The organism is Paenibacillus sp. XP01 (assembly GCF_057364885.1).
In genome coordinates this window covers 5,385,281-5,406,608 of the sequence record NZ_CP139481.1, presented here as the reverse complement: position 1 = coordinate 5,406,608, position 21,328 = coordinate 5,385,281, and the positions used below count along the sequence as shown (strand labels likewise).

The 21,328-nt window shown below is 52.1% G+C and carries 20 protein-coding genes; 13 read left to right on the top strand and 7 right to left on the bottom strand.

The features are described from left to right. Positions 1 to 21: 21 nt before the first annotated feature. A complete protein-coding gene (locus SNR34_RS24365) occupies positions 22 to 405 on the top strand; it encodes an HIRAN domain-containing protein (protein WP_339274187.1) in 384 nt (127 codons plus the stop codon). Positions 406 to 443: 38 nt separating this feature from the next. Here the strand turns inward: SNR34_RS24365 and SNR34_RS24360 are convergent, their stop codons facing one another. Next, positions 444 to 1,544: a glycosyltransferase family 4 protein gene (locus tag SNR34_RS24360; protein WP_486180403.1), complete on the bottom strand. Its 1,101-nt coding sequence runs from the start codon at positions 1,542 to 1,544 to the stop codon at positions 444 to 446. Between the two features lie 465 nt (positions 1,545 to 2,009). On the opposite strand from SNR34_RS24360, the gene SNR34_RS24355 reads away from it, so the two are divergent. The 5 genes from SNR34_RS24355 to msrA all read left to right on the top strand — a co-directional run bounded on the left by SNR34_RS24355 (position 2,010) and on the right by msrA (position 7,378). After that, positions 2,010 to 2,828: a TerC family protein gene (locus SNR34_RS24355; protein ID WP_236415542.1), complete on the top strand. Its 819-nt coding sequence runs from the start codon at positions 2,010 to 2,012 to the stop codon at positions 2,826 to 2,828. A gap of 587 nt (positions 2,829 to 3,415) precedes the next feature. Beyond that, entirely contained in the window at positions 3,416 to 4,864 is a 1,449-nt protein-coding gene (locus SNR34_RS24350; protein ID WP_445259812.1) for an RtcB family protein, read from the top strand. Then, the gene (locus SNR34_RS24345) at positions 4,865 to 6,178 is read left to right on the top strand and encodes an AAA family ATPase (RefSeq protein ID WP_486180402.1); all 1,314 of its coding nucleotides are present in this window, start codon (positions 4,865 to 4,867) and stop codon (positions 6,176 to 6,178) included. It begins immediately after the preceding gene. A 176-nt stretch (positions 6,179 to 6,354) separates the two neighbouring features. Then, positions 6,355 to 6,612, top strand: coding sequence for a GlsB/YeaQ/YmgE family stress response membrane protein (locus tag SNR34_RS24340; RefSeq protein WP_236415546.1), 258 nt, complete (start codon positions 6,355 to 6,357; stop codon positions 6,610 to 6,612). Between the two features lie 250 nt (positions 6,613 to 6,862). Continuing rightward, complete coding sequence (gene msrA, locus SNR34_RS24335; protein ID WP_236415548.1) at positions 6,863 to 7,378, top strand: peptide-methionine (S)-S-oxide reductase MsrA; 516 nt, start codon at positions 6,863 to 6,865, stop codon at positions 7,376 to 7,378. 89 nt (positions 7,379 to 7,467) lie between these two features. Here msrA and SNR34_RS24330 read toward each other — a convergent pair whose 3' ends face one another. Then, positions 7,468 to 8,331 carry a putative RNA methyltransferase gene (locus SNR34_RS24330; RefSeq protein ID WP_486180401.1) on the bottom strand — a complete coding sequence of 288 codons (864 nt, stop codon included), beginning with the start codon at positions 8,329 to 8,331 and terminating at the stop codon, positions 7,468 to 7,470. A gap of 339 nt (positions 8,332 to 8,670) precedes the next feature. Next, positions 8,671 to 9,930: a hypothetical protein gene (locus SNR34_RS24325; RefSeq protein WP_486180400.1), complete on the bottom strand. Its 1,260-nt coding sequence runs from the start codon at positions 9,928 to 9,930 to the stop codon at positions 8,671 to 8,673. 259 nt (positions 9,931 to 10,189) lie between these two features. Between SNR34_RS24325 and SNR34_RS24320 the strand changes: the two genes are divergently transcribed. The 3 genes from SNR34_RS24320 to SNR34_RS24310 all read left to right on the top strand — a co-directional run bounded on the left by SNR34_RS24320 (position 10,190) and on the right by SNR34_RS24310 (position 12,563). Further along, the gene (locus tag SNR34_RS24320) at positions 10,190 to 10,792 is read left to right on the top strand and encodes a restriction endonuclease (protein WP_236415553.1); all 603 of its coding nucleotides are present in this window, start codon (positions 10,190 to 10,192) and stop codon (positions 10,790 to 10,792) included. 126 nt (positions 10,793 to 10,918) lie between these two features. Next, positions 10,919 to 11,173 (top strand): hypothetical protein, encoded by a 255-nt coding sequence (locus SNR34_RS24315; RefSeq protein WP_236415554.1) that lies wholly within the window; start codon positions 10,919 to 10,921, stop codon positions 11,171 to 11,173. Positions 11,174 to 11,306: 133 nt separating this feature from the next. Further along, positions 11,307 to 12,563: a DNA glycosylase AlkZ-like family protein gene (locus SNR34_RS24310; RefSeq protein WP_486180399.1), complete on the top strand. Its 1,257-nt coding sequence runs from the start codon at positions 11,307 to 11,309 to the stop codon at positions 12,561 to 12,563. A 139-nt stretch (positions 12,564 to 12,702) separates the two neighbouring features. Here SNR34_RS24310 and fabV read toward each other — a convergent pair whose 3' ends face one another. After that, a complete protein-coding gene (gene fabV / locus SNR34_RS24305) occupies positions 12,703 to 13,893 on the bottom strand; it encodes an enoyl-ACP reductase FabV (RefSeq protein ID WP_236415556.1) in 1,191 nt (396 codons plus the stop codon). Positions 13,894 to 14,070: 177 nt separating this feature from the next. On the opposite strand from fabV, the gene SNR34_RS24300 reads away from it, so the two are divergent. From SNR34_RS24300 to SNR34_RS24290, 3 genes are all read left to right on the top strand, one after another. Next, positions 14,071 to 15,351 carry an XRE family transcriptional regulator gene (locus SNR34_RS24300; RefSeq protein ID WP_486180398.1) on the top strand — a complete coding sequence of 427 codons (1,281 nt, stop codon included), beginning with the start codon at positions 14,071 to 14,073 and terminating at the stop codon, positions 15,349 to 15,351. Between the two features lie 448 nt (positions 15,352 to 15,799). Beyond that, a complete protein-coding gene (locus SNR34_RS24295; RefSeq protein WP_486180397.1) occupies positions 15,800 to 16,219 on the top strand; it encodes a hypothetical protein in 420 nt (139 codons plus the stop codon). Between the two features lie 84 nt (positions 16,220 to 16,303). Beyond that, positions 16,304 to 17,098, top strand: a complete 795-nt coding sequence (locus tag SNR34_RS24290) for a hypothetical protein (RefSeq protein ID WP_339274173.1) — start codon at positions 16,304 to 16,306, stop codon at positions 17,096 to 17,098. A 49-nt stretch (positions 17,099 to 17,147) separates the two neighbouring features. Here SNR34_RS24290 and SNR34_RS24285 read toward each other — a convergent pair whose 3' ends face one another. From SNR34_RS24285 to SNR34_RS24275, 3 genes are all read right to left on the bottom strand, one after another. Continuing rightward, entirely contained in the window at positions 17,148 to 17,777 is a 630-nt protein-coding gene (locus tag SNR34_RS24285; RefSeq protein ID WP_486180396.1) for an SMI1/KNR4 family protein, read from the bottom strand. Positions 17,778 to 17,825: 48 nt separating this feature from the next. Further along, positions 17,826 to 18,644 (bottom strand): class I SAM-dependent methyltransferase, encoded by an 819-nt coding sequence (locus SNR34_RS24280; RefSeq protein WP_236415561.1) that lies wholly within the window; start codon positions 18,642 to 18,644, stop codon positions 17,826 to 17,828. A 63-nt stretch (positions 18,645 to 18,707) separates the two neighbouring features. Continuing rightward, on the bottom strand, positions 18,708 to 19,649 hold the full coding sequence (locus SNR34_RS24275) for a helix-turn-helix transcriptional regulator (RefSeq protein WP_339274169.1): 942 nt from the start codon (positions 19,647 to 19,649) through the stop codon (positions 18,708 to 18,710). Between the two features lie 88 nt (positions 19,650 to 19,737). Between SNR34_RS24275 and SNR34_RS24270 the strand changes: the two genes are divergently transcribed. Further along, positions 19,738 to 21,171 carry a glycoside hydrolase family 1 protein gene (locus tag SNR34_RS24270; protein WP_486180395.1) on the top strand — a complete coding sequence of 478 codons (1,434 nt, stop codon included), beginning with the start codon at positions 19,738 to 19,740 and terminating at the stop codon, positions 21,169 to 21,171. The last annotated feature ends 157 nt before the right edge of the window (positions 21,172 to 21,328 follow it).

The following is a 21,328-nucleotide window of genomic DNA, read 5'->3' as shown; positions in this document are numbered from 1 at the left end:
AACAACAGAAGGAGCAATATGATGATCAAATTATTTGTGGCCATGCAAGGAATGGAAAAGTATCATGGCACGGAAGCGTTGAATGTCGGAGATACTCTCTTTTTGGTCAAGGATCCGGATAACCGCACGGACCGTCAAGCCATTAAAGTCGTCATGCCGCCGATCGGCACTGTCGGTTATATCGTAAACAACTCGCTTGAAGTGCCCCATGGATGCTGGACAGGCAGCGGGGTATATGACGTATTCCACCAACAGACCTGTGCCAGAGTGCGATTCTGCATGAAGGACCTGATCATTCTGGAGATGATTGAAATGATGCATGTGCCCATTCCCCATATGGATTCGTTTATCAAGGGCCGGAAGATACAAGGCACAAAGCACGAAGGCAGAACAGGAGGGCAATAACGTCATGCTGAAAAAAATTCAAAGGAGCTCATTCGCGGCTATCCGCGAATGAGCCGGGTATACGCTGCTTCCAGGTGCATGGCCGTACGTGACCAACTGTATCGGCTAACTGCGCAAATCCTTCCTTTTTGGCCCATGCTTTGGGCGAGTTCAGGGTTGGATGCGAGCTGATTCAGACGCAGGGCAAACGATTCCGGTTTGTCGTAGGCATACACCAGATATCCTTCGTTTCCAGTCTGGATGATCTCGCGAATACCTCCGTTGTCCGATGCAATGACGGGCAAACCGGATGCCATGGCTTCAACGTTGACGAGGCCAAATGCTTCATGTTTTTGCGATGGGCAGACGATACAATCGGCAGCACGATATAATCGTTCCATCCTTTCATGGGCGATCTGTCCGCAAAAAGTTGCCTGGACCTGTTTTCTGTCAGCTAAACGCCGCAGCTTGCGTACGTAACTTGGCGGCCCTTTACCCGCAATCAACAGCTGTACAGGGTGTTTCTGCTGAAGGATGGCGACGGCTCGAATGAGAACATTCACACCTTTGCGAGGGATGAGTCTTCCTGCGTAAAGAACGCAAAACGGTTGGGTGACCCCTAGTTGTTTGCGCAGCTGTTCTTTCTCGGCACGGCTTGCAGGAGCAAATCGATTCAAATCGGTTCCGAGCGGAACGATGCGCATGTGCTGTTTCAAAGAAGGAAATCTGCGACCAAGCCTCTCCTTAAGCGATCTGCTGTTGACGGCAATCAAGTCCGCCTGGCGAAGCATCGCCAGTCTGGACGCCCCCGGTTGTGCAAAGGTGAGGGAATGCAGGTAAAGCACAACCGGAATGTCGGGCAAGCTTCGTTTGATGGTAGCCATGGATCGTGGCCGGTTATCGACCTGGATCAGGTCGATGGCTTCATTTTTCAATACACGGAGCACCGCCCTGGTATAACTGTCCGGGCTTGGAGCAGGAACGCGGCGAATGGTGATGCCTTGCCGTTGTTCTTTCTGCGGAAATCCCGGCACCGTGCGGCTAATAATGGTGACTTCGTGCCGTTCAGCGAGTTCGCGGGCAATGGCCAGAATGCAGATTTCAACAGATCCGTTTCCGGGCAGAGGCAGCTTTTCGGGTGCAACCATCGCTATTTTCATTCGCAGGTCCCTCCTTGTCCCGCATTCCCAATATAAGGTTCTCCCTATGATATGCCGGCTTCAGACGTTTTGACCCCATGCAACCAAGGGCGCCGCAGTACGTAATAAAATAAGAGGCCGATTCCACGCGTTCAACGTTCTCTCAAAAAAAACGTGGGGCCTGCCCAAATAAAGCTTGACTTCAAATGTCGTAATGAATATGATTAAAGCAGGTTATATGAAACATTGAAATGATTCAACTTTGAAAACTACATATCCTTCGTTAAAGGGGAGTAGCTTTTACAATAAAGTCGTCAATTCGGGATTTCATCCCCGGCTTTATTGGCAGCGTTTGTTGTTAGCGAGACCTTTACCAAGTTGTTATGCTGGGTAAAGGTCTTTTTATATGTCAAAAAAAGGATCTTTGCCAGCGATGGTAAAGGTCCTTTTTTTTGTACATCCTATAGAACCTAAGGAGGAGTCATTTTGGATTTGTCATTATTGTTGGAGTATGGTTGGGTATTAATTGTACTCGTTGTATTGGAAGGACTTCTGGCAGCGGATAATGCCTTGGTCCTGGCAATCATGGTTAAGCATTTGCCTGAGGAAAAGCGCAAAAAAGCGTTGTTTTACGGTTTGCTCGGCGCCTTCATTTTCCGTCTGGGATCATTGTTCCTGATTTCGTTCCTCGTTGACGTGTGGCAGGTTCAGGCCATCGGTGCATTGTATCTGCTGTACATTTCTATTAACCATATCGTGAAAAAAATAATGAGCGGCCGCAATAAAACCGATGAAGCGGCAGAAGAAGCTCCTAAAAAGCCCAAAAAACAATCCGGTTTCTGGATGACCGTGTTTAAGGTCGAGGTCGCGGATATCGCTTTTGCCGTTGATTCCATCCTGGCGGCTGTCGCGCTGGCCGTAGCCTTGCCACCAAGTGGGCTGCCCAATATCGGAGGTTTGGACGGAGGCCAGTTCATCGTGATCTTCCTTGGCGGGTTTATCGGTCTTGTCATTATGCGTTTTGCTGCTTCGTTCTTTGTCAAATTGCTTCATTCCCGTCCTGGACTGGAAGTGGCCGCGTTTGTCATCGTTGGCTGGGTAGGGGTCAAGCTGGCCGTAATTACGTTGGCTCATCCGTCTCTCGGCGTGTTGGATGAACATTTTCCGGAAAATAAAATCTGGAAATTCGGGTTTTACGTCGTGTTGATCGCCATCGCTTTGTTCGGTTGGTTCATGTCTTCCAAAGTTCCGGAGAAGGAAGACGAGAACCCGGTCGGCGAGGTCGAAAAACAAGCGGGCTTGTGACGCAAAATGTTAGCCGCAGCATGACATGCACGATTTCCAATCGGCATGAGGCAGGAGTTCGGAAGAACTCCTGTTTTTTCTTTTTCCAAGAAAAGGGTTGACAATCTGAAAGGCACCAGCTTAATATGGTTTATAACAATTCATGAAGGGAGGCTGAAGGACATGATGGTGGGTTATGATTTCACCCAGGCACAACGCAGCACGTTTACAATTTCATATCCTGCTCATTGTCTCTTTGGCCTCTTACGGGCGACATAGGAATGGCGGCATATCGTTTGGAATCAGGGAGCGTTATTTCCCGGCCGTTTCGGTGTGCCTCACATAACCTATATCATGATGAATCATTGACTGCGGCATGCGAAATGCCGTCCTTGTCATTCATCGTTGTACTTCAAGAAGCCATGGGCAATTTGTCCATGGTTTTTTTGTGTTTTTAATCCAATGGACGTTAACGGGCGATATGAACGATTTACATGAAAATCATGATCAAAAGGTTTTAACATGACTGCGGATATCCAATGAAGCTGCATGTTGAAACAACGGAAAGGGTTTGTACAACGTTTATGAATAATACGAATAAAACGAATATGAATATGTTATCTTCGGACCATACGATGAAAGCTTACCGGCATGAGGTAAACCTGCCTGCAGGCAATCTGACGGTATATGCGGCACAACAGCTTTTTTCATCGCTGGACTATAAGGTGTTCGAGATGGCCAACAACAATTTGCAAATTCCCGGCATTTCGTACATGAGCTACACGCCTGACGTGCATGTTGGCGTAGGAACGTGTATTGGCACCACAGCAGTATGGGATGCGCAGGACGGATACGTCTCTCCCAGCATCGTGGGAAGTGACATTGGCTGCGGCATGCGGGTGCATATGACCAATTTGCACAAGGACGACTTGAAAGACGTGAAACTGCGCCGGAAGTTGGTCAAGGCCATTGAGAAGGTATTGCCGATGGAAGCGAACCAGCGCGGGCATTACTCCGATCTTCGTTTGGAACACATCGTACGCAAAGGGCTTCACGGTTTGCCGAAAAAATACATTCCGGACAGCTATACGCCCAAAAAATCGACCTCCCTGACCCATGTGGAAAGCAGCAAGTTTGCTTTCGACGAGGAGGTATTGAACCTTGTGCCCGATATGACCTGGCATCGGTCGCATCGTCAGCTTGGCACGCTCGGCGGAGGAAATCATTTTGCCGAAATTCAGGCGATTGAGATTGCTGAAGAAAACCGCGACATTGCTGAAGCATGGGGGTTGAAAGACGGCCAAATTGTAGTAATGATCCATTCGGGATCCCGCGCTTGGGGCGGATATGTGAGCCAGACGAGTTCATCGGCCATCGCCAAAGTCATGCACCGGAACGGGCTCGGGACGTCTGACCCCAAGCTGGTCTTTGCGCCGCTCGAACATGCAGAGGGCAAGCATTACGTGAACATGATGTATTCCGCGCTCAATTATGCGGTGGTGAACCGCCATCTGATTGCGTTCTCCATCCGGGAGGCGTTTCGCGAAGTGTTTGGCCCAAAATGCGAGTTTCGCACGTTGTACGATCTGATGCATAACTATGCGTGGGAAGAAAAACATGAGGATGCGGGCAGTGTATTCGTGCATCGCAAAGGAGCGACGCGGGCATTGCCGGCAGGCCATCCCGATAATCCAAAACCTTATCTGGCCACAGGCCACCCCGCACTGATTCCGGGTTCGATGGGGACGGCCTCGTATATTATGGTGGGCCAGCCGCAGGGTGCGGACAACTATTATTCCATTTGCCATGGGGCAGGCCGCGTGCGGTCGCGTTCGGCAACGAAGCGGCTCGTGACCGTCCAGGATTTCGAGTCGGCGCTGGGCGTGGGGACCGAGCATGAAATTGTGGTGAACCAGCGTTCGCTGGAATCCATCATCGACGAATCCCCGCAAGCATACAAAAATGTGGACGAAATTATTGAAAGTGTGACCGGCGCAGGGCTGGCACAGGTCGTGGCAAAGTGCAAACCGCTTGCGGCCGTGAAGGGAGCCAAATAAATGACGATACAGAACTTGAAGCCAAGTGAAGACAATACCACCATCTCATCCATCTATGCCTTTGACGAAAAGCATGATGGCCGCATTGAAGGTTATGCTACTTACGCTCGCCTGATCCGCGGCATCATTGCCGCATTGTACAAGCGATACGGAATTCGTTACGAGTTATATGCCAGCGATGACCCGAACAGCGAGTATTGGAGCTTGCTTGACGAAGATTTGCGTTCCGAAAGCCCGGATGTGGAGCTGGTCGCCCGGATTTTCGAGGATTTGGAATTGCGGACGCTCCATTACGACGATGATGATGGGGACGAGCCGTCTTATGGGGTGCAGTATTCCATTCGCAATAATGTGTTCGCTTATCCGAAATGGGGCGTTGCGCTTGTGCGAATCCCTTTTTTCCGCAGCAACGGCATTTACAATGAGGACTTTGTGTTTGCGGCGGGCGAAGAACATCTGAAGCAATTTCTAGGCAGCGTACGTGAGCGCGAGCGCCAGCAAAACATGAAGAAGGTGACCGTGTACACCGATGCCCGAAGCGGCATCCATCGGCAGACCGAGTCCATTACGCGTTCCGTAACGCGGGAGGAGGTTGTATTGTCCGAGGAGATCAAACAGGAAATTTTCCGCTCGCTGGACCAGTTCTTCGAGGCGGACCGCACCTTTTACCGCAAATATGACATTCCGTACAAACGGGGCATCTTGCTCTATGGCCATCCCGGGAATGGGAAAACAACCCTGGTCAAATCGATTGCGGCCAGCATTCCAGGCCCGGCAGCGTACTGGCAGATTACGGAATACACGACCAGCGAGTCCGTGCGCGAAGTATTCGATGCCGCCAAGCGGCTCGCGCCGATGGTACTGATCATCGAAGACATCGATTCGATGCCTGCCGAGGTGCGCTCGTTCTTCCTGAACACGTTGGACGGGGCCACGTCGAAGGAAGGCATCTTTCTGATCGGAACGACGAATTATCCTGAAAAAATAGATCCGGGCCTCATGAACCGTGCTGGTCGGTTCGACAGGGCTTACGAAATTCCAATGCCCGACGAAGCGCTGCGGCTGCAATATTTGCGGCAGCGCGGATTCGACGCCTTTGCGGACGAGGAGGGCACGCTGGAAGCGGCGAGACGTACCGAAACATTTTCGCTGGCCCAACTCGGGGAACTGTACGTCAGCGCCGCGCTGGAATGGCATCAGCATGGACAGGTGGACATCGGAAAGCTCATTCAGGGTATGCGCGGCGAACTGGACAAGAGCCATAAGCACAACTGGATGGAGCAGCCGGGCCAGGGTCGGGTAGGCTTTTTCTAAGTTTCAAAGCGGGAACGGGCCATGATGCAACAAATTTGCCTATCCAGGTTATACTAATGCTGTTTACATGAATCCGGCAGAACGCTGACCATCTTTTGGGGTGGGGGTGTTTAAAATTCGGCTCAACGGTTAATAGTAGACAGACACAACAATAACTTGTAATTGAGGTGAATGACATGGGTTGGTTATGGTCATTAATCGTAGGTGGTATCATTGGATGGTTGGCAGGTTTGATCGTAGGCCGTGACATTCCTGGCGGCGTCATCGGAAACATTGTAGCCGGGTTTATCGGCGGCTGGCTCGGTGGAGTCATTCTCGGGGACATGGGTCCTGAGATGGGCGGATTTTACATTGTTCCGGCATTGATCGGGGCCATTGTGCTGGTGGCGATCGTGAGCCTGATTTTCCGCTCCATGGGCCGCAGTCGGGGATAATCTGTCGTTAGAATGTTGAGTCCGGGCTTGAAGAGCATGCACTTGCATGACGATTGACTCGGAATGAAGAAGGTTAAGCGAGGCCGCTTCAAGCGGCCGCGTTTAACCTTCTTTTGTTGTGTGACGCTGGCAGACCGGGGAGAAGTCTGTTATCGTTAGATTGAGGCCAATCCTGTATTTTTTGCCCGGGATGGCGAAACTTATATTTACGAAAATCAAGTGTGTTATGGAAATAGGGGAGATGAACAGCATGGAAAAGGCGACATTTGCCGGCGGGTGCTTCTGGTGCATGGTGACGCCGTTTGAAGAACAGCCGGGCATTCATGGCATCATATCAGGCTATACCGGCGGTCACGTCGATCATCCGACATATGAGCAGGTCAAAACAGGAGAAACCGGACATTTGGAGGTTGTGGAAATTACGTTTGATCCGGAGGTGTTCCCGTATGAGCGGTTATTGGAATTGTACTGGCCGCAAATTGATCCGACCGATGATGGCGGACAATTCCAGGATCGGGGTTCCCAGTATCGCACAGCCATTTTTGTGCATAACGAGCGACAGCGCGAATCGGCAGAACGCTCGAAGCGGGAGCTTGCGGCAAGCGGACGCTTCAGCCAACCGATCGTGACCGAGATTCGCGACGCGTCCGTATTTTATCCGGCGGAGGACTACCATCAGGATTATCACAAAAAAAACGAGAAACATTACAAGGAAGATCGGGCCATGTCCGGACGGGATGAATTCATAGAACGCAACTGGAAGTAAGGAGGCTGACCGAGGCTGACCGAGGCTGACTTCTTGATTGCAAAGCAACAAAGCCGGGAGGCTCCTGCTGGAGCGCTCCCGGCTTTTGTTTATTTTGCTCCTGTCCAGATCTCTACATCAATGGTGACCTGCGAGAGGGCGTGGCTTGCTTGCTGCAGCAGGTCATCCGAGCTATGCCATGATAGCGGAGTCATGTGCACGAGCGCAGCGCGTACGGCTTCGTCTACTTGAAGCGTATACGTAAGTGGAATTCGGCTTGTGAGCTTAAAATGCTTTTTGAAGCGCTCAAGCGACAGATGTTCTGGATTGCTTCGCTCTATGCGGCCCGAATGCAGCCGTTCCCTTAATTCCGTTAGATAAAGCTTTCGCGGCACAACTTTGATGAGCCTGCCGCCCGGTTGAAGGATTCGCATGAATTCCTCGTAATTGGAAGGGGACAGAATGTTGATTACAGCATCCAGCCGTTGGTCCGCAAACGGACTGCAGGCCAGGTCCCCCACCATCCAGATTTGGCCGTCGTAGGACGAAGAGGCCATGGCGATGCCTTCTTTCGCGATATCCATACCCCAGCCTACGGCGGGCAGATGTTGAGTCACCTGTTGAAGAAGCGATCCTTCGCCTGCGCCGGCATCCAGAACATGGATGGGCTCGCGCTGCCGGAGAGCGTGTTCCGTAAGCTGCTCCCGAAGCACGGCAACCAAAGGAGCATAGAGACCCGTGCGGGACCATACTTCCCTTTTTGCGGCGAAGAGTCTTTTGTCATACCGGCCGTTGAACGGGCGGGTCAGGACATTGATATACCCTTGTCTGGCGTAGTCAAAGGTATGGTTTGCGGTGCATAGCACGGAGTCGGCATTAACCGCAGCCAGTTCATGATGGCATAAAGGACAATGGAGCATGTGGATATGTGGACGCAGCAAGGCTGCGCTGCGTTCTCTTCGTTGGATGGACATATGGACGAGCACCCCATTCATTCAGATTTGATAACTGAAGAAAAGGGCATAACAAATAAACCTTCGCAATCATTCAGAAAAAAAGCGAGGTTCAAGGTTATGCCCCTAGTTATCGATATCGAATGAATTGAATAATCATGGGATCGCTGCGCTCCTTACTTGTGCGGAAGTGAGTTTCAATGAAGATGGCGTCAATACAACGCCTCAGTCTAACGCATAAGTCAAGCGATTCGACCTTGTCCATTATAACAAATGTTCCGAAGAACTGCCAAAGACGGAAGTTTAAAATGGAAAGAGCACCGTCCCCTTTTATTAAGAAGGGAAACAGCGCTCAAAAGTTTATTTGCCCGACGAAGCGGACGGGATCACGTATTTGTTCAGCGCATCCTGACGGATCGCATAAAACACGTTATCGATGTACGTTGCTGCATTTTCGAACAACGGCGATGTAGAGCTTGTATAGGTGTGCACGGTTTTCAGCGTTTCCGGATCGAGGATATATCCCGTTTTGGCAAAATCAAGTCGGTACATGCCATCCTGTGTGCGAACCATCTGCATTAGAACAGGCTGCTCATCTTTGAAAATACGTTCCGTAACTTTACCTTTCATTGTGTAAAGCTCCAGCTTCTGTCCGGTTAGCAGGGTATACCCCTTGCCAGACGTTTGGATGTAGGCGTTGCCTGCAATGCTGCGTCCCCATGCCAATTTGCCGTCGGTACCGAAGCCCATCAGCTTGTTGCCCGTATTGGCGAAATTGGCACGCATAATGACAGAGCCGTCCTCGAGTACGGCAAGGGATTCGCCTCCGCCGTCTCCAATCGTGTTGGCATTGCTCGGGAACTGGTAGAAGGACAGGCGATTCAGTGTTTGATCATAAATTTCGACCTTCGGATTCGCTGCACGCTGCCAATAACCGCCGACTTTGGTTTGTTTGCTGGCATCTACGACGACGCGATGGTTGCCTGCTTGCAGCACTGCACCGTTGATCGTTTTGCTGCCGGTCAACGTCCCTTTTCGATCATACAGGGAGAGGGTGGAGCGAACGGTCCCGTTCGTTTGAACGCCTTGGCTTGAGCTGACCAGGAGCGTGTCGTTGTCAAGCAGGTAGATCTCGGAAGGAGCCTGAACGTTCTTCACCCAATTGGTTTTGCCGGATGTATTATACGAATACACTTTCTTGGTTCCATCGGAGTATGCCATGTAGACGTATGCCGTGCCGGTGCTGCTGTACAGGGATTTGGACGAGATCGTGTAAGGCCCGCTTTTTTCATGAAAAATGGTGCTCCATTTCAGCTGCCCGCTCGTGGCATCATAGGCTTGAAGAGAGTCCAGCTGCCAATCCAGGGTTGTATTGCTGCTCGTTTTGGTCACGGGCTGAGACGTATGCACATAAACGAGATTTTTGGAGGGAACGGCATGAAGCTCCTTGATCGAAACCTGTTCTTCCGTGTTGGCTTCGGACAACACCACGGAAGGGGACGTCCACGAAGGCTTCGTTAACGCTTCAGCGGAACCGGCTCCGGTAATGCCGAAGAACAGGGCGCTGCCGAGCAGCAAGGCCGTCAAAGCTTTGGTGTTTCTTTTGTGGGAATGATGCAAGAGATAGACCACCTTTCAGTTATCGAAATACATGTAACTGTTGAATTCTACCATTTCGAGTTGCATGAGTTCAACGGGATGATTGTAACCTTTTGTAGAGAAACGGGAATAAATTGTCGTTGTTTGGAGAATTATCGTCGTTTTTCGTGGTTACAAGGCATTCATTTTCTTTCTGCCAGGACGAAAGTTTGATATATTAATCGGATGAGAAGGCGTGGTTGGACTGCAGCCGGGCTGAAACGGACAAGGAGAAAATCTGATGAATGGGAACGATCAGGCAAGTATGCTGCTGGTAGGCTGCATCGTTTTTTTGCTTCTGCTGGCATGGGTCATACGTCGGCGAATGCAACGGGGACGGCGCATACGGCGGGAAGCCAACCCGCGGAAGATCACGATGCGCGATATCGATAAAATGGAGGATGGTTCCGAATTCGAGCTGTACCTGTTTCATCTGTTCCAACAGATGGGCTACGGAGAAGTGCATAAAACGACGAGCAGCCGGGATTTCGGCGCAGATCTGGTATTTGTGGACAGGCAAGGCCGTCGCAGCGTGGTCCAGGCCAAGCGGTACGGTGCCAACCATCCGGTGGGTCTTAGCGCCGTGCAGGAAATCTATGCGTCCATGCGCTATTACGAGGCGGATCGGTCGATCGTGCTGACGTCAGCGCGTTATACCGAGGCTTGCCGCACATTGGCTGCGGTCAACGGGGTGAAGCTGCTGGATCGGGAGGATTTGGATGAATTGATTGTTTTGTTCAAATCAAGGCGGATCGATGAGGCCATGGAACTTATTGAAGACGACGACGACGTCCCGATCGAAACGTGGCAATCCCGCAGGAAAAGGACGGTTCGTCAACGGTGATGCTTGCCGTGGGCATTCATTTGCGGTCCAGGGTTTTCCTCGAAGCAGCAGGGCGATGACACCTTCACTTGCAAGGCAGCACATGGTATATTTGGTGCATACCAATTCAAAGGGAGTGTTGTACCGATGGCGCGTACGCAAACGCAAAAAGCACTGCGCAAAGCACAGCGGACGGGAACCTGGTGTCCGGAACAAAGCCGGAGAGTCAATGGGGATTACGGAGCCTTGTCCCAACATGTCAGAGTGATGCCGAGCAAACAGGAAAAACGGAATAAAGTCAAACATAAGAAGCGGATCATCCAGGATGGTGGCGCTTCTTTTTATATACCAAGAGGCTTACCTTTACATAGAAATATTCAGATGTCCGAATCCGTTGCCTGATCCCCGTCGCTGCTTTTCGGAAAATCTCCCTTGAATTGGATACAAATGATCGGAATGGTATGATAATGTCGATAGACAGCGGCAGTGATCTAAGCCGGAATTATATTCAGTACGGAAAGGACGAATTTTACCCATGACAACTGTGCTGCATACAAGCAAAGCTGCGGTTCGGCGTCTTCTGCTCCACACCCAGTCTTTGTTGGGACCATGGCCAACCCCATCCCGACAGTCCCAACCGGATGAAATTATGAACCTGATCCGTTCCCTCGGCTGCGTGCAAATCGACCCTGTCGCAGCCGTCGCCGGAAATCAGCATTTGGTGCTGGGGGCGCGTGACGCAGGTTATACGCCTGGCATTTTGCATGGGCTGTTGAAGGAACATCAAGTATTCGAATATTTTGCCAATGCCGCCTGTGTTATTCCGATGGAAGACTATTCGACCTATGAGCCGATTCGGGCCAGATACCGGGAGCGGCTGGCTCCTTCGCTGGAAAACGTTCGCCAAGCGGCAGACCACGTGCTGCAGCGATTGAGAGATGAAGGACCGCTGCCTTCGAAGGCCTTTCAGGCGACCCGGCGGGTAAGCGGATATTGGGACAGCCCTGATATGCTCAAAACGAAAGATACGTCATTGGCGATTAACCTGCTGCGGGATTCCGCCGCGATTCGCGTTGTAGCCAGACAAGGAACCGAACGTTATTTTGCGATTACGGAGGCGCATCTGGAACAGCAAGGATTGCAGTTCGGCGAAACATGGGATGCGGAAAAGCAAAAGCAGGCGCTGATGGACAAGTATGCGCATGCTTATCGCGTCATCGATGGACGAGACCCTCGGCTCGGCTGGTTTCCGCGAACGGCGGCCGAGCGTCGGTCCGAACTTGCTGCCAGGGTGCGGGACGGGAGATTGATCCCGCTGCAGATGGAGGAAGTCGCCGCGCCGTATTATATTCGAGCCGAGGACGAACCGTTGCTGCGCGAGATGCAGCGGGAGGAAGCGCACTATGAACCGGTCGGTCCGGTCCGTTTTTTGCCGCCGCTGGACAATTTGTTGTGGAGAAGAGAGCGCATCGTCGATCTGTTTGATTTTCATTACAAATGGGAAATTTATACGCCCGAGTCGAAACGGACGTACGGATATTATGCCATGCCCATTCTTCATGGCGATCGGCTGATTGGGCGCATGGACCCTCGATTGGACCGGAAAACGGGCGAGCTTGCGATTCAGCTGCTCCATATTGAAGCAGGCGCGCCCGCGGCAGACGAGTGGCTGGATGATTTCAAGGAAGGGCTGGCGCTGTTCGCCGGCATGCACGGTGCACGTTCCATCACGGTCCGCAAGACGGACCCGAAGGGATTGAGCAGGTTGTTTCGCAAGCTCAAAACGCTTTGAAACGTGAGATGGGCTGCTAAAATGAATCGCATAGTGCGGCCGAGTATATAAGGATTATGCCCGAGCAAAATGACAAAAAGACAGTCCACACGCCATACATTGGTGCTGGACTGTCTCTTTGTCATTTAAGGATGTCGGCTTAGCGCTGATGCAGCACTTCGACGTTTGGATCAACGTCTGCATCGTAATCGACGCCTTCGGTTTCGAAGCCGAACAGTTGGAAAAACTCTTTACGGTACCCTTCCAGATCGGACAGCTCATAGATGTTGTCGGTCGTGATGCGGTTCCAGATGTCGGCAACCTCTTGCTGAACGTCCTCGCGCATCTCCCAATCGTCGATGCGAATACGTCCTTCCGCATCGGTTGGCACTTCGCCGCCTGCATACAAACGGTCTGCGAACAGACGCTGCAGCTGCTCGATACAGCCTTCATGCAGTCCTTTTTCTTTCATCACTTTATAGAGCGCTGAAATGTAAAGCGGCACCACCGGAATGGCGGAACTGGATTGGGTCACAAGCGCTTTGGCCACAGTCACGTACGCCCGGCCTCCGGTTGCGCCAAGACGTTCGTTCAATTGGCGTGCCGTCGCTTCGAGATGATCCTTCGCTTGGCCAATCGTTCCTTCGCGGTAAATAGCATGCGTCAGTTCCGGACCGATATAAGAGAACGCGATGGTGGTTGCGTTGTCGGCAAGCACGCCGCCTTCCTGCAAGGCATCGATCCACAGCTGCCAGTCTTCGCCGCCCATGACTTTTACCGTTTGGCGAATGTCTTCTTCCGTCGCGGATTCCAGTGTTACCTCACTGACTTCCCCTGTATGGAAGTTGACGGTTTTGTTGGTATAGGACGGACCAATCGGTTTCAGCACGGAGTTGAATACTTCGCCGGTATTCGGATCGGTACGGCGTGCCGAAGCGACGCTGTATACGACGAGGTCGACTTGGCCCAGCTCGCTGCGGATCAATTCAACGGCGCGTTCTCTTGTTTCGTTGGCGAATGCATCGCCTGTAAGGCTGTACGATTTCAGTCCGGCTTCTTCGGCCGCGCGCTCGAATGCAGCGGAATTATACCAGCCTGCGGAAGCGGTGCGTTTGTCGGTGGACGTGCTCGGGCGATAGATGCCGATCGTGTTCGCTCCCGCGCCAAATGCGGCGACGATGCGCGAAGCCAGTCCGTAGCCGGTGGAGGCACCGATGACAAGCACGTTGCGCGGCCCGTTCAGCTTCGGCTGGGACTTCACGTATTCGATCTGCTCCCGTACTTGGGCGGCGCTGCCGACCGGATGGGAAGTTGTGCAAATAAAACCACGCGTTCTTGGTTTAATGATCATGATTAGCATCCTTTCATGTTCAGCTCATGTGTACATACCTTTCCATTGTAAAACAATTAGGCCCGAAACGGAAACCGTTTGGAATGATTTTGCCCGAATGCTGGCATTCGGTTTGCGAATTTGGGATGATAACAACTAGAGGGACGCCCCCCGAGTTGGTTGGAAAGGAATGCTGTCATGCTAAAAGAACGGATTGAATTTCTAAGCAAACGAAAAGGCATTTCGCGCAAAGATCTGGTGGAAGGGCTGGTGACGCAGGCCCATTTCGCGAATATTCTTGCGCAGCGCTACCCGCTGCCCGAAGATTTGGCGGAAGCCATTGCAGTGCGGCTTGGCGTTCCGCCGTCCTATGTACTGCAAGCCGGGGCACAGGATGAAGGCACGCTGGCCCGGGCCGAAGCCGTCTTTGAACAGTTGTCGGTTCCGGCATCGATGCTTGCAGAGGAAACGGTGCATGCGCTGGACGACAGGGACGATGCACTAGTCGTGGAGCTGACCACCGCACTGATGAAGGCGGTCTATTATCAGCAACTGAACGATGCGGATGCCCATGAATACATCCATACATCCTATTTGAACTTTTACCTTGAGAAATACGGACGGCCCGACGACGTGGACCTTCCCGCCCCGCTGTCCAAAGCGCTTTTATATTACAAAGTGCAGTATTATCGCTCCAAGCATGCTTTTACCGACGTATTGACGCATGCTACGCGCCTTGGCGACCTTGTGGCACCTGGCAGCGAGTTCTGGCTGTCGGTGCAGAACATCAAAATGGAAGCTTATATTCAGGTCAAGCAGTATGAGGAGGCTAAACAGACGTTTGAGCTGACCATGCGGCAGGTGTACGATCGGCGGCTGTTTCACCGCTTGTCTGGACTGTACGTAGCATATAGCGGGTATTGTTTCGCAATGGGGCTCGCGCAAGAAGCGCTCTCGGCGCTGTCGATGGCGGAAGCCAATCTCGTCTACGCGGCGAATCAGGGCGATCTCGTGACGGCGATCGCCAACAACCGGATCGTCATGCTGACGATGACGGGCGAGCTGGATCAGGCCCAGGACGAGATCGACCGATTCGAAGCACTGCTCGGACGGGAACCGGAGGAGACCCGGCAGGCGATGGCGCCGCTGCTCTGGATATATCGCTGCGAGGTAGCCCTGGCCCGCAAAAACTGGGGCATGCTGGCCCATAGCGTGGACCGGCTGCAAAAATGCGCAATCACGCAGGATCAACAGATGGCTGCCACGTTTTATCAGAGCCAGCTGGCGCTTGCTCACGGCGAACGGGAGCCGTTTCTTGCGAAAGCGCTGGCCTGCCTGCCGTATTTTGAGTCGGTGCAGCATGCGCTGCGGCTCGAGCGGCTGTATGAGGGGTTGGCCGTCGTAAACGAGGAGCTGCGGCGGTACAAGGAGGCGGCGACGTATTATCGCAAGCTCGTATATTTGCTGCGAAAAAAATAAGCTCCATACCGCAAAACATTTCCCTAAAACAGTCATTAGATTGTGGTAAAGCTATCGTTTTTTTGCAGAAACGACCCTTGAGGGTATGCAAAACCGGAAAATCGGAGATTTAAACGGCCGATCTTTCCGGTTTTTTTGTATGCTTCCGAACCCGTATCCAATCAGGGGCTGACGTGTTTATAATGAAACTATAACCTATATAAACCGCAAAAAACATTCATACCTTACGTAGAGGCAGAACCAATCTGGAGAAGCAAAGCGGTCGCCTAGAAGCTTTCTGAAAGAAAGCTGCATCGGAAGCATAGACTGATCAACGGATTTTCCCCTTGAAATAAGGGAATCAAAAAATCTGGGGATAACAGCGATCGGAAGATGGTACTGCACTCGCAGTGCCTTGTGTGACTGATTAGTGTGGTTTATATAGAACAAACCAAACGAGGGGTTGATCATGATGGGATGGTTCGGACGAAAAAACAAACAGGAAGATGCGATCGCAAAGGCCGATACATTGATGAACAAAGGATTGACGGGCATGCTGATGAAAGGGATGGTGCCGAAGCAGCATCGCAACGCGATCAATCAGAGCCTCGATTCGGCCAGACAGGCACAATTGGCGGCAAGCGGTTCGCTGCCCATCGCAGCAACGGCGACGGTGGCGAGCGTTACCGATACGGGCAAGCTGATCAACTTCGATCCCATCGTTGTGCTGGTTCTTGACGTGACCGAGACGGATGGCAGCAGGTATCGGCGAACGCTGGAGACGCTGGTGTCCAAAATGCAGATTCCCAGAGCTGGCGACCGGGTAGGTTTAGGAAAAAATCCCGCAAACCCGGCAGAACTGATCTATATGGGATGGATATCGGGCTGATGGCCGAGGGAATGAACATAAGGCAGTGGATTCATCAATAAATTCATATAACAACGAATTGAATTGATTTTAAGAGGTGATAACGTGGTATCGTTTTTTAGACTAATCGGTATTTTGCTTGTATTCGGCGTAGGTTTCTCCCCTTTTCTGGCTCAACATCTATGGGATGATCCGTTCCTGATTATGGACGCTTGGTGGTATAAGCCAGCGATTTATGCGGGGTTTGGCCTGATTTTCATTCCGTCGTTGCTGAGCATGTTTTTAGGGACGCGCCGCATCAAATCGGGGCTCCCTGCGGTCGGGATCATTAACGCCATTCAGCAGACAGGCACCTACGTGAATGAACAGCCGGAGGTCAGGCTCCGGCTTACCGTCTCCCGCAAAGGACGGGAGAAGTATGATGCCGAGCTGCGCACGATCGTTCCGCTCACGTCATTGGCCCAATTCCAGCCGGGAAGCTTCGTGCCATTGATCGTCTCCGAGAAGGATGAGCGGAAGGTGGGGTTGGACCTGAAGGGACGGCTGTCGCAGGACGATTTGCAGGAACTGTTAAACGAGAAGATGGTGCAGCAGGGCGTATCGCCGGAAATGATGGAGATTGCGCGCACCGGGGAGAAGGCAATGGCCAAAATTATGGACGTAACTCCGCTGGGTAGCATTACATCCGGCAAGATCAAACTCCAGATCACGCTAAGCATAACGAAGAGCAGTGGAGAAACGTTTACCGTCACGACGCAAAAGGAAATCTTGTCCTCCGCGCTGCCGCAGGTGCAGCAGGGACACATCATTCAGGTCATGTACTCGCCGCAGGACCCTTCCAAGGTAGTGTTTGCACTAAACGCACAGGAAGACCAATTAAGCCGCCTGTTCTCTTCTTGACGGGAAAAATGAAACAGCCGCTCTCCAAGGAACGGCTGTTTGTAATTCATCATTTCAGCGATGCGGGACTTCCTTTGGCGGAGAGAAGCATGTCCCGGAATGACGGAAACAGCGGCTTTGCCATTGCTTCCAAGCGTGCGCGGCTTCCGGCATCTTCGGTTACGAATTCTTCGTGATCAAACCAGACAATATCATAATCCCCATCCGGAAGGGGGTTCTGCGTATCGCAGCAAACGGGACCTGCACCATCTTCATACGTGGCAATCGGAATATATCCATGCTGAATGAGCTGCTCCCAGTTCATCCACATCGTCCGTACGTCGCGTAAAGCATGATCGGAGGGCAGGTCCGGCAAAGTAACGATGAAGTCATCGTATCGAAGGTTTACGTTCAATACGAAACGTGTAGTGAGATAAGCCAGATACAGCGGAGGAACGGGAGCGGCGAGGCGGCAAGTACGCTCCATTTCCCTTACTTGCTCTGCCGTGACCGTGGAGGCGACCATTTTCCAGCGCACCCAACCTTCTTCGTCGACCTTGCCATCTTGCATCGCTTGCGGCACGCCGTAGTCTTCAGCATCCGTTTTGGCGGGATAGGACATGACCATTTCCCGATGTGGCGTATCGAAATGGGCGTCCAGCCATTGGCCTATCCAATCTTCATACGTCTTAACGTGCAAGTCTGATCACTCTCCTTTGGTGCGTACATCATTCTTCCGTGCCAACGATCAAACGACTCCCAAACGCATGCGATAGGAAAATAGAGCGGTCCGGGTCTGACCCGCAAACACGTCTTCGGCTTGCTGCCTGAACGCATCTGCCAAACCGTTCAGCTCTTCCGCTCCTAGTTTCAATGCGGTTTGCAGTCCGCCTTGGCTAAGCGCGAGATTAACGAAACGTTCGGCCGTGAAGGTCTCGTGATGATGGAACACGATTTCCCGAACATAACGGAAGAGTCCCGACTTTTGAATCTGCTCCAAATGCCCTTCTTTACTCCATTTGTGGGCCTGGTGATCCGATTCCGATAGCGTGAATGCCAAATCATCGGCCTGTGCGATCAGACGTTGATAGGCCGTTTCCAACGACCAGTCCAGCACGGGCGGCCAATCGCAGTCATAGGCAGCGAAAATGCCCCCGGGGCGCAGCACACGCGCGAATTCCCGCAGGGTGGTCACGGGCTCCATCCAGTGGAAGGACTGGGAACATGTCAGCACGTCCACGCTTCCATCCGGAAGCCCGAGCTCGTGGGACATGCCGGAAACAAACCTCAGATTGTCCGGCTTGCCCGCAGCTTCCCATTTGGCTTCCGCAACGGCGCGCATGTCGTCGCTCGGCTCGATACCGATGATGCGCTCGGCGTGGTCCAGCCAAACCCACGAGGACAATCCGGTGCCGCAGCCAACGTCAGCGACAAGCCGCGGCTGCCCGCCCAGATAGGCGGTCAGGATTTCGACCACTTCCGTCGGGGCGGAAGGCCGATTTTGGTCGTACAGCGTGCCAAATCCTTTGAAGCGTTCAACATTGTTGCGTCGGATGTGTTGGATCATGGACAAGCCTCCTTGGCAAGAGATAGGTATGATTCGAAAAAAGACAACGCTGGTTCCATTATATCACTCCTCCTTACCCTCCACGCCACTTTCTTCCAGTAAATGTTGAACGGCCCGCCGATGCCGCCTCAACAATTCTCCCCTGACTCTCGCTGGTTCTACGACCGTGACTTCGGCACCGAAGGACATCAGAAAGGAATACAGCCGTTCGCCCTCGTCCAGGTGCATGACTACCCGCAGCGTACCGTCTTGTTCAGGGTGGATCGACACCGGATCAAAGAAATCATGTACTCTGTACGCCACAGTATCCGAAAAAAGCAACTCGATCCGGACCAGTTCCTCCGGCGTTTGCATGGCTTCATCCGTCGGTAAAGCGAATGGATCAAGGACAGGCAGGCCGGGGACAAACCGCAGCTGGCTGATCCGTTTGATTTTGAAGGTTTCGACGCCGGCCGTGCCGCTTTCAAGCTGCTTCAATCCTTTGAAGTACCAGGTGTTGTTTTTGAATACGAGTTTTACGGGCTGAGCCGTTTGCATGCTTGCCTCGCCATTGGAATCCACGTAATGGAATGAAATCGGTTGGCGCGCAAATATCGCCTGCTTCACCTGATTGAACAGCTCCATTTCTTTATCAGGAATGCTGCCCCACGGCGAATGCTCGAATTCGATCCAGTCCAGCTTGTGGTCGAACAGCGCCGTCAGCCTTTGCAGCATCCGGGCGCCATTCAGGTGGGGAATGGCACTGACGCTGTATAAACCGAGCAAAATTTCATTTTGCTCGTCCTCGCTGAGCAGCGATTTGTCCATGACATAGTGGTCCATCAAATGAATGCCGCCATGTTTGCCGGTCGTCGTATAAACCGGAATGCCAGCGGCGCTCAAACGGTCAATATCCCGGTAGACGGTGCGCACCGATATTTCGAACAGGCGCGCAAGCTCCGGGGCGGTCGTTTTCTTTTTTTCCAGCAGAAGCAGCAACATTTTGAATAATCGATTATGTTCCATATCATGATTATACCATGACAAACGTTGTCAGGGTATGAGTGGTACACTTGTGTTGAAGGCTTGACCAGACATGAAGGAGGATGCAGAGATGAAGATGAAAGACGGATTCTTTTGGGGCGGCGCTACGGCGGCCAACCAGTTTGAAGGCGGATGGAATCAGGGCGGCAAAGGACCAAGCACGTCCGACATGATGACCGGGGGTACGCACACGACGCCGCGTCGCATTACGCCTGTCCTGGAAGAAGGGACGTATTATCCGAGCCACGAGGCCGTTGATTTCTACGGCCATTACAAAGAAGATATCGCCCTGATGGCCGAGATGGGCTTCAAAATGTTCCGCATGTCCATCAACTGGTCCCGGATTTATCCGAACGGTTACGACCTGGAGCCTAATGAAGAGGGCCTGAAATTTTACGACAACGTTTTTGCCGAGCTGAAAAAATACAACATCGAACCATTGGTTACGATCTCTCATTACGAAACGCCATTTGGGCTGACTCAAAAATATAACGGCTGGGCTTCCCGTGAAGTCATTGATTGCTATCTTCGCTATTGCGACACGATCTTCAACCGGTACAAAGACCAGGTCAAATACTGGCTGACATTTAATGAAATCAACTGCCTGACGATGCCGATGGGCGCGTACATGGCCGCGGGCATCCTGTTCGACGGCAAAACGACGCTGACGGACGGCATCGACGATCCGCAGACTCGTTTTCAGGCATTGCACCATCAGTTCGTGGCGAGCGCCAAAGCGGTGAAACTGGGCCATGAGATCAACCCTGACTTCAAAATCGGCTGCATGGTCGCGTTTATGACGACCTACCCGAACACGTGCAACCCGGACGATATTTTGCTTGCACAGAAAAAAGACCAAATCTCCAACATGATCTGCGGAGACGTGCAAGTCCGCGGAGCGTATCCCGGCTTTGCCAAACGTTTCTTCGCGGAACAAGGCATCCAGATCGAGATGCAGCCGGAGGACGAGCAAACGCTGAAAGAAGGCTGCGTAGACTTCTATTCCTTCAGTTATTACATGTCCCTCGTGGAAAGTGCTGATCCATCGGTGGAAAAAGTCGGAGGAAACTTGCTCGGCGGCGTCAAAAACCCGTATCTGGAAGCGTCCGATTGGGGCTGGCAGATCGATCCGCAAGGATTGAGATATACGCTGAACCATCTCTATGACCGCTACCAAATTCCACTCATGGTTGTGGAAAACGGTCTGGGAGCCGTGGACGTTGTGGAAGAGGACGGTTCCATCAACGACGATTACCGTATCCGGTATTTGCGCGACCATATCACGCAAATGAAGGAAGCGGTGGCTGACGGGGTGGATCTGATCGCATACACGATGTGGGGGTGCATCGACCTGGTCAGCGCATCGACGGGCGAGATGAAAAAGCGTTACGGATTCATTCACGTCAACAAAGACAACGACGGCAACGGCGATCTGAGCAGAACGCCGAAGAAAAGCTTCTATTGGTACAAAGACGTCATCGCGTCCAACGGCGAACAATTGTAATCCGTGATTTGGACAGGCCTTGCCGGATCATTCCGATCCGGCGAGGCCGTTTGGTTTGAAAAGGATCGCCGCTGGCGGTCCTTTCTTTTTTGCATAAAATTTCGATTTATTTCCAACCTAATCTCAAGGAAAAACGCATGATGATGACGCAATCGTT

Excerpts from the sequence above, each read along its gene's own strand:
- SNR34_RS24365 (WP_339274187.1), top strand. The coding sequence starts at position 22 with ATGATCAAATTATTTGTGGCCATGCAAGGAATGGAAAAGTATCATGGC.
- SNR34_RS24360 (WP_486180403.1), bottom strand. The coding sequence starts at position 1,544 with ATGAAAATAGCGATGGTTGCACCCGAAAAGCTGCCTCTGCCCGGAAAC.
- SNR34_RS24350 (WP_445259812.1), top strand. The coding sequence starts at position 3,416 with ATGAATATGTTATCTTCGGACCATACGATGAAAGCTTACCGGCATGAG.
- SNR34_RS24345 (WP_486180402.1), top strand. The coding sequence starts at position 4,865 with ATGACGATACAGAACTTGAAGCCAAGTGAAGACAATACCACCATCTCA.
- SNR34_RS24340 (WP_236415546.1), top strand. The coding sequence starts at position 6,355 with ATGGGTTGGTTATGGTCATTAATCGTAGGTGGTATCATTGGATGGTTG.
- msrA (WP_236415548.1), top strand. The coding sequence starts at position 6,863 with ATGGAAAAGGCGACATTTGCCGGCGGGTGCTTCTGGTGCATGGTGACG.
- SNR34_RS24330 (WP_486180401.1), bottom strand. The coding sequence starts at position 8,331 with ATGTCCATCCAACGAAGAGAACGCAGCGCAGCCTTGCTGCGTCCACAT.
- SNR34_RS24320 (WP_236415553.1), top strand. The coding sequence starts at position 10,190 with ATGAATGGGAACGATCAGGCAAGTATGCTGCTGGTAGGCTGCATCGTT.
- SNR34_RS24315 (WP_236415554.1), top strand. The coding sequence starts at position 10,919 with ATGGCGCGTACGCAAACGCAAAAAGCACTGCGCAAAGCACAGCGGACG.
- SNR34_RS24310 (WP_486180399.1), top strand. The coding sequence starts at position 11,307 with ATGACAACTGTGCTGCATACAAGCAAAGCTGCGGTTCGGCGTCTTCTG.
- fabV (WP_236415556.1), bottom strand. The coding sequence starts at position 13,893 with ATGATCATTAAACCAAGAACGCGTGGTTTTATTTGCACAACTTCCCAT.
- SNR34_RS24300 (WP_486180398.1), top strand. The coding sequence starts at position 14,071 with ATGCTAAAAGAACGGATTGAATTTCTAAGCAAACGAAAAGGCATTTCG.
- SNR34_RS24295 (WP_486180397.1), top strand. The coding sequence starts at position 15,800 with ATGATGGGATGGTTCGGACGAAAAAACAAACAGGAAGATGCGATCGCA.
- SNR34_RS24280 (WP_236415561.1), bottom strand. The coding sequence starts at position 18,644 with ATGATCCAACACATCCGACGCAACAATGTTGAACGCTTCAAAGGATTT.
- SNR34_RS24275 (WP_339274169.1), bottom strand. The coding sequence starts at position 19,649 with ATGGAACATAATCGATTATTCAAAATGTTGCTGCTTCTGCTGGAAAAA.
- SNR34_RS24270 (WP_486180395.1), top strand. The coding sequence starts at position 19,738 with ATGAAGATGAAAGACGGATTCTTTTGGGGCGGCGCTACGGCGGCCAAC.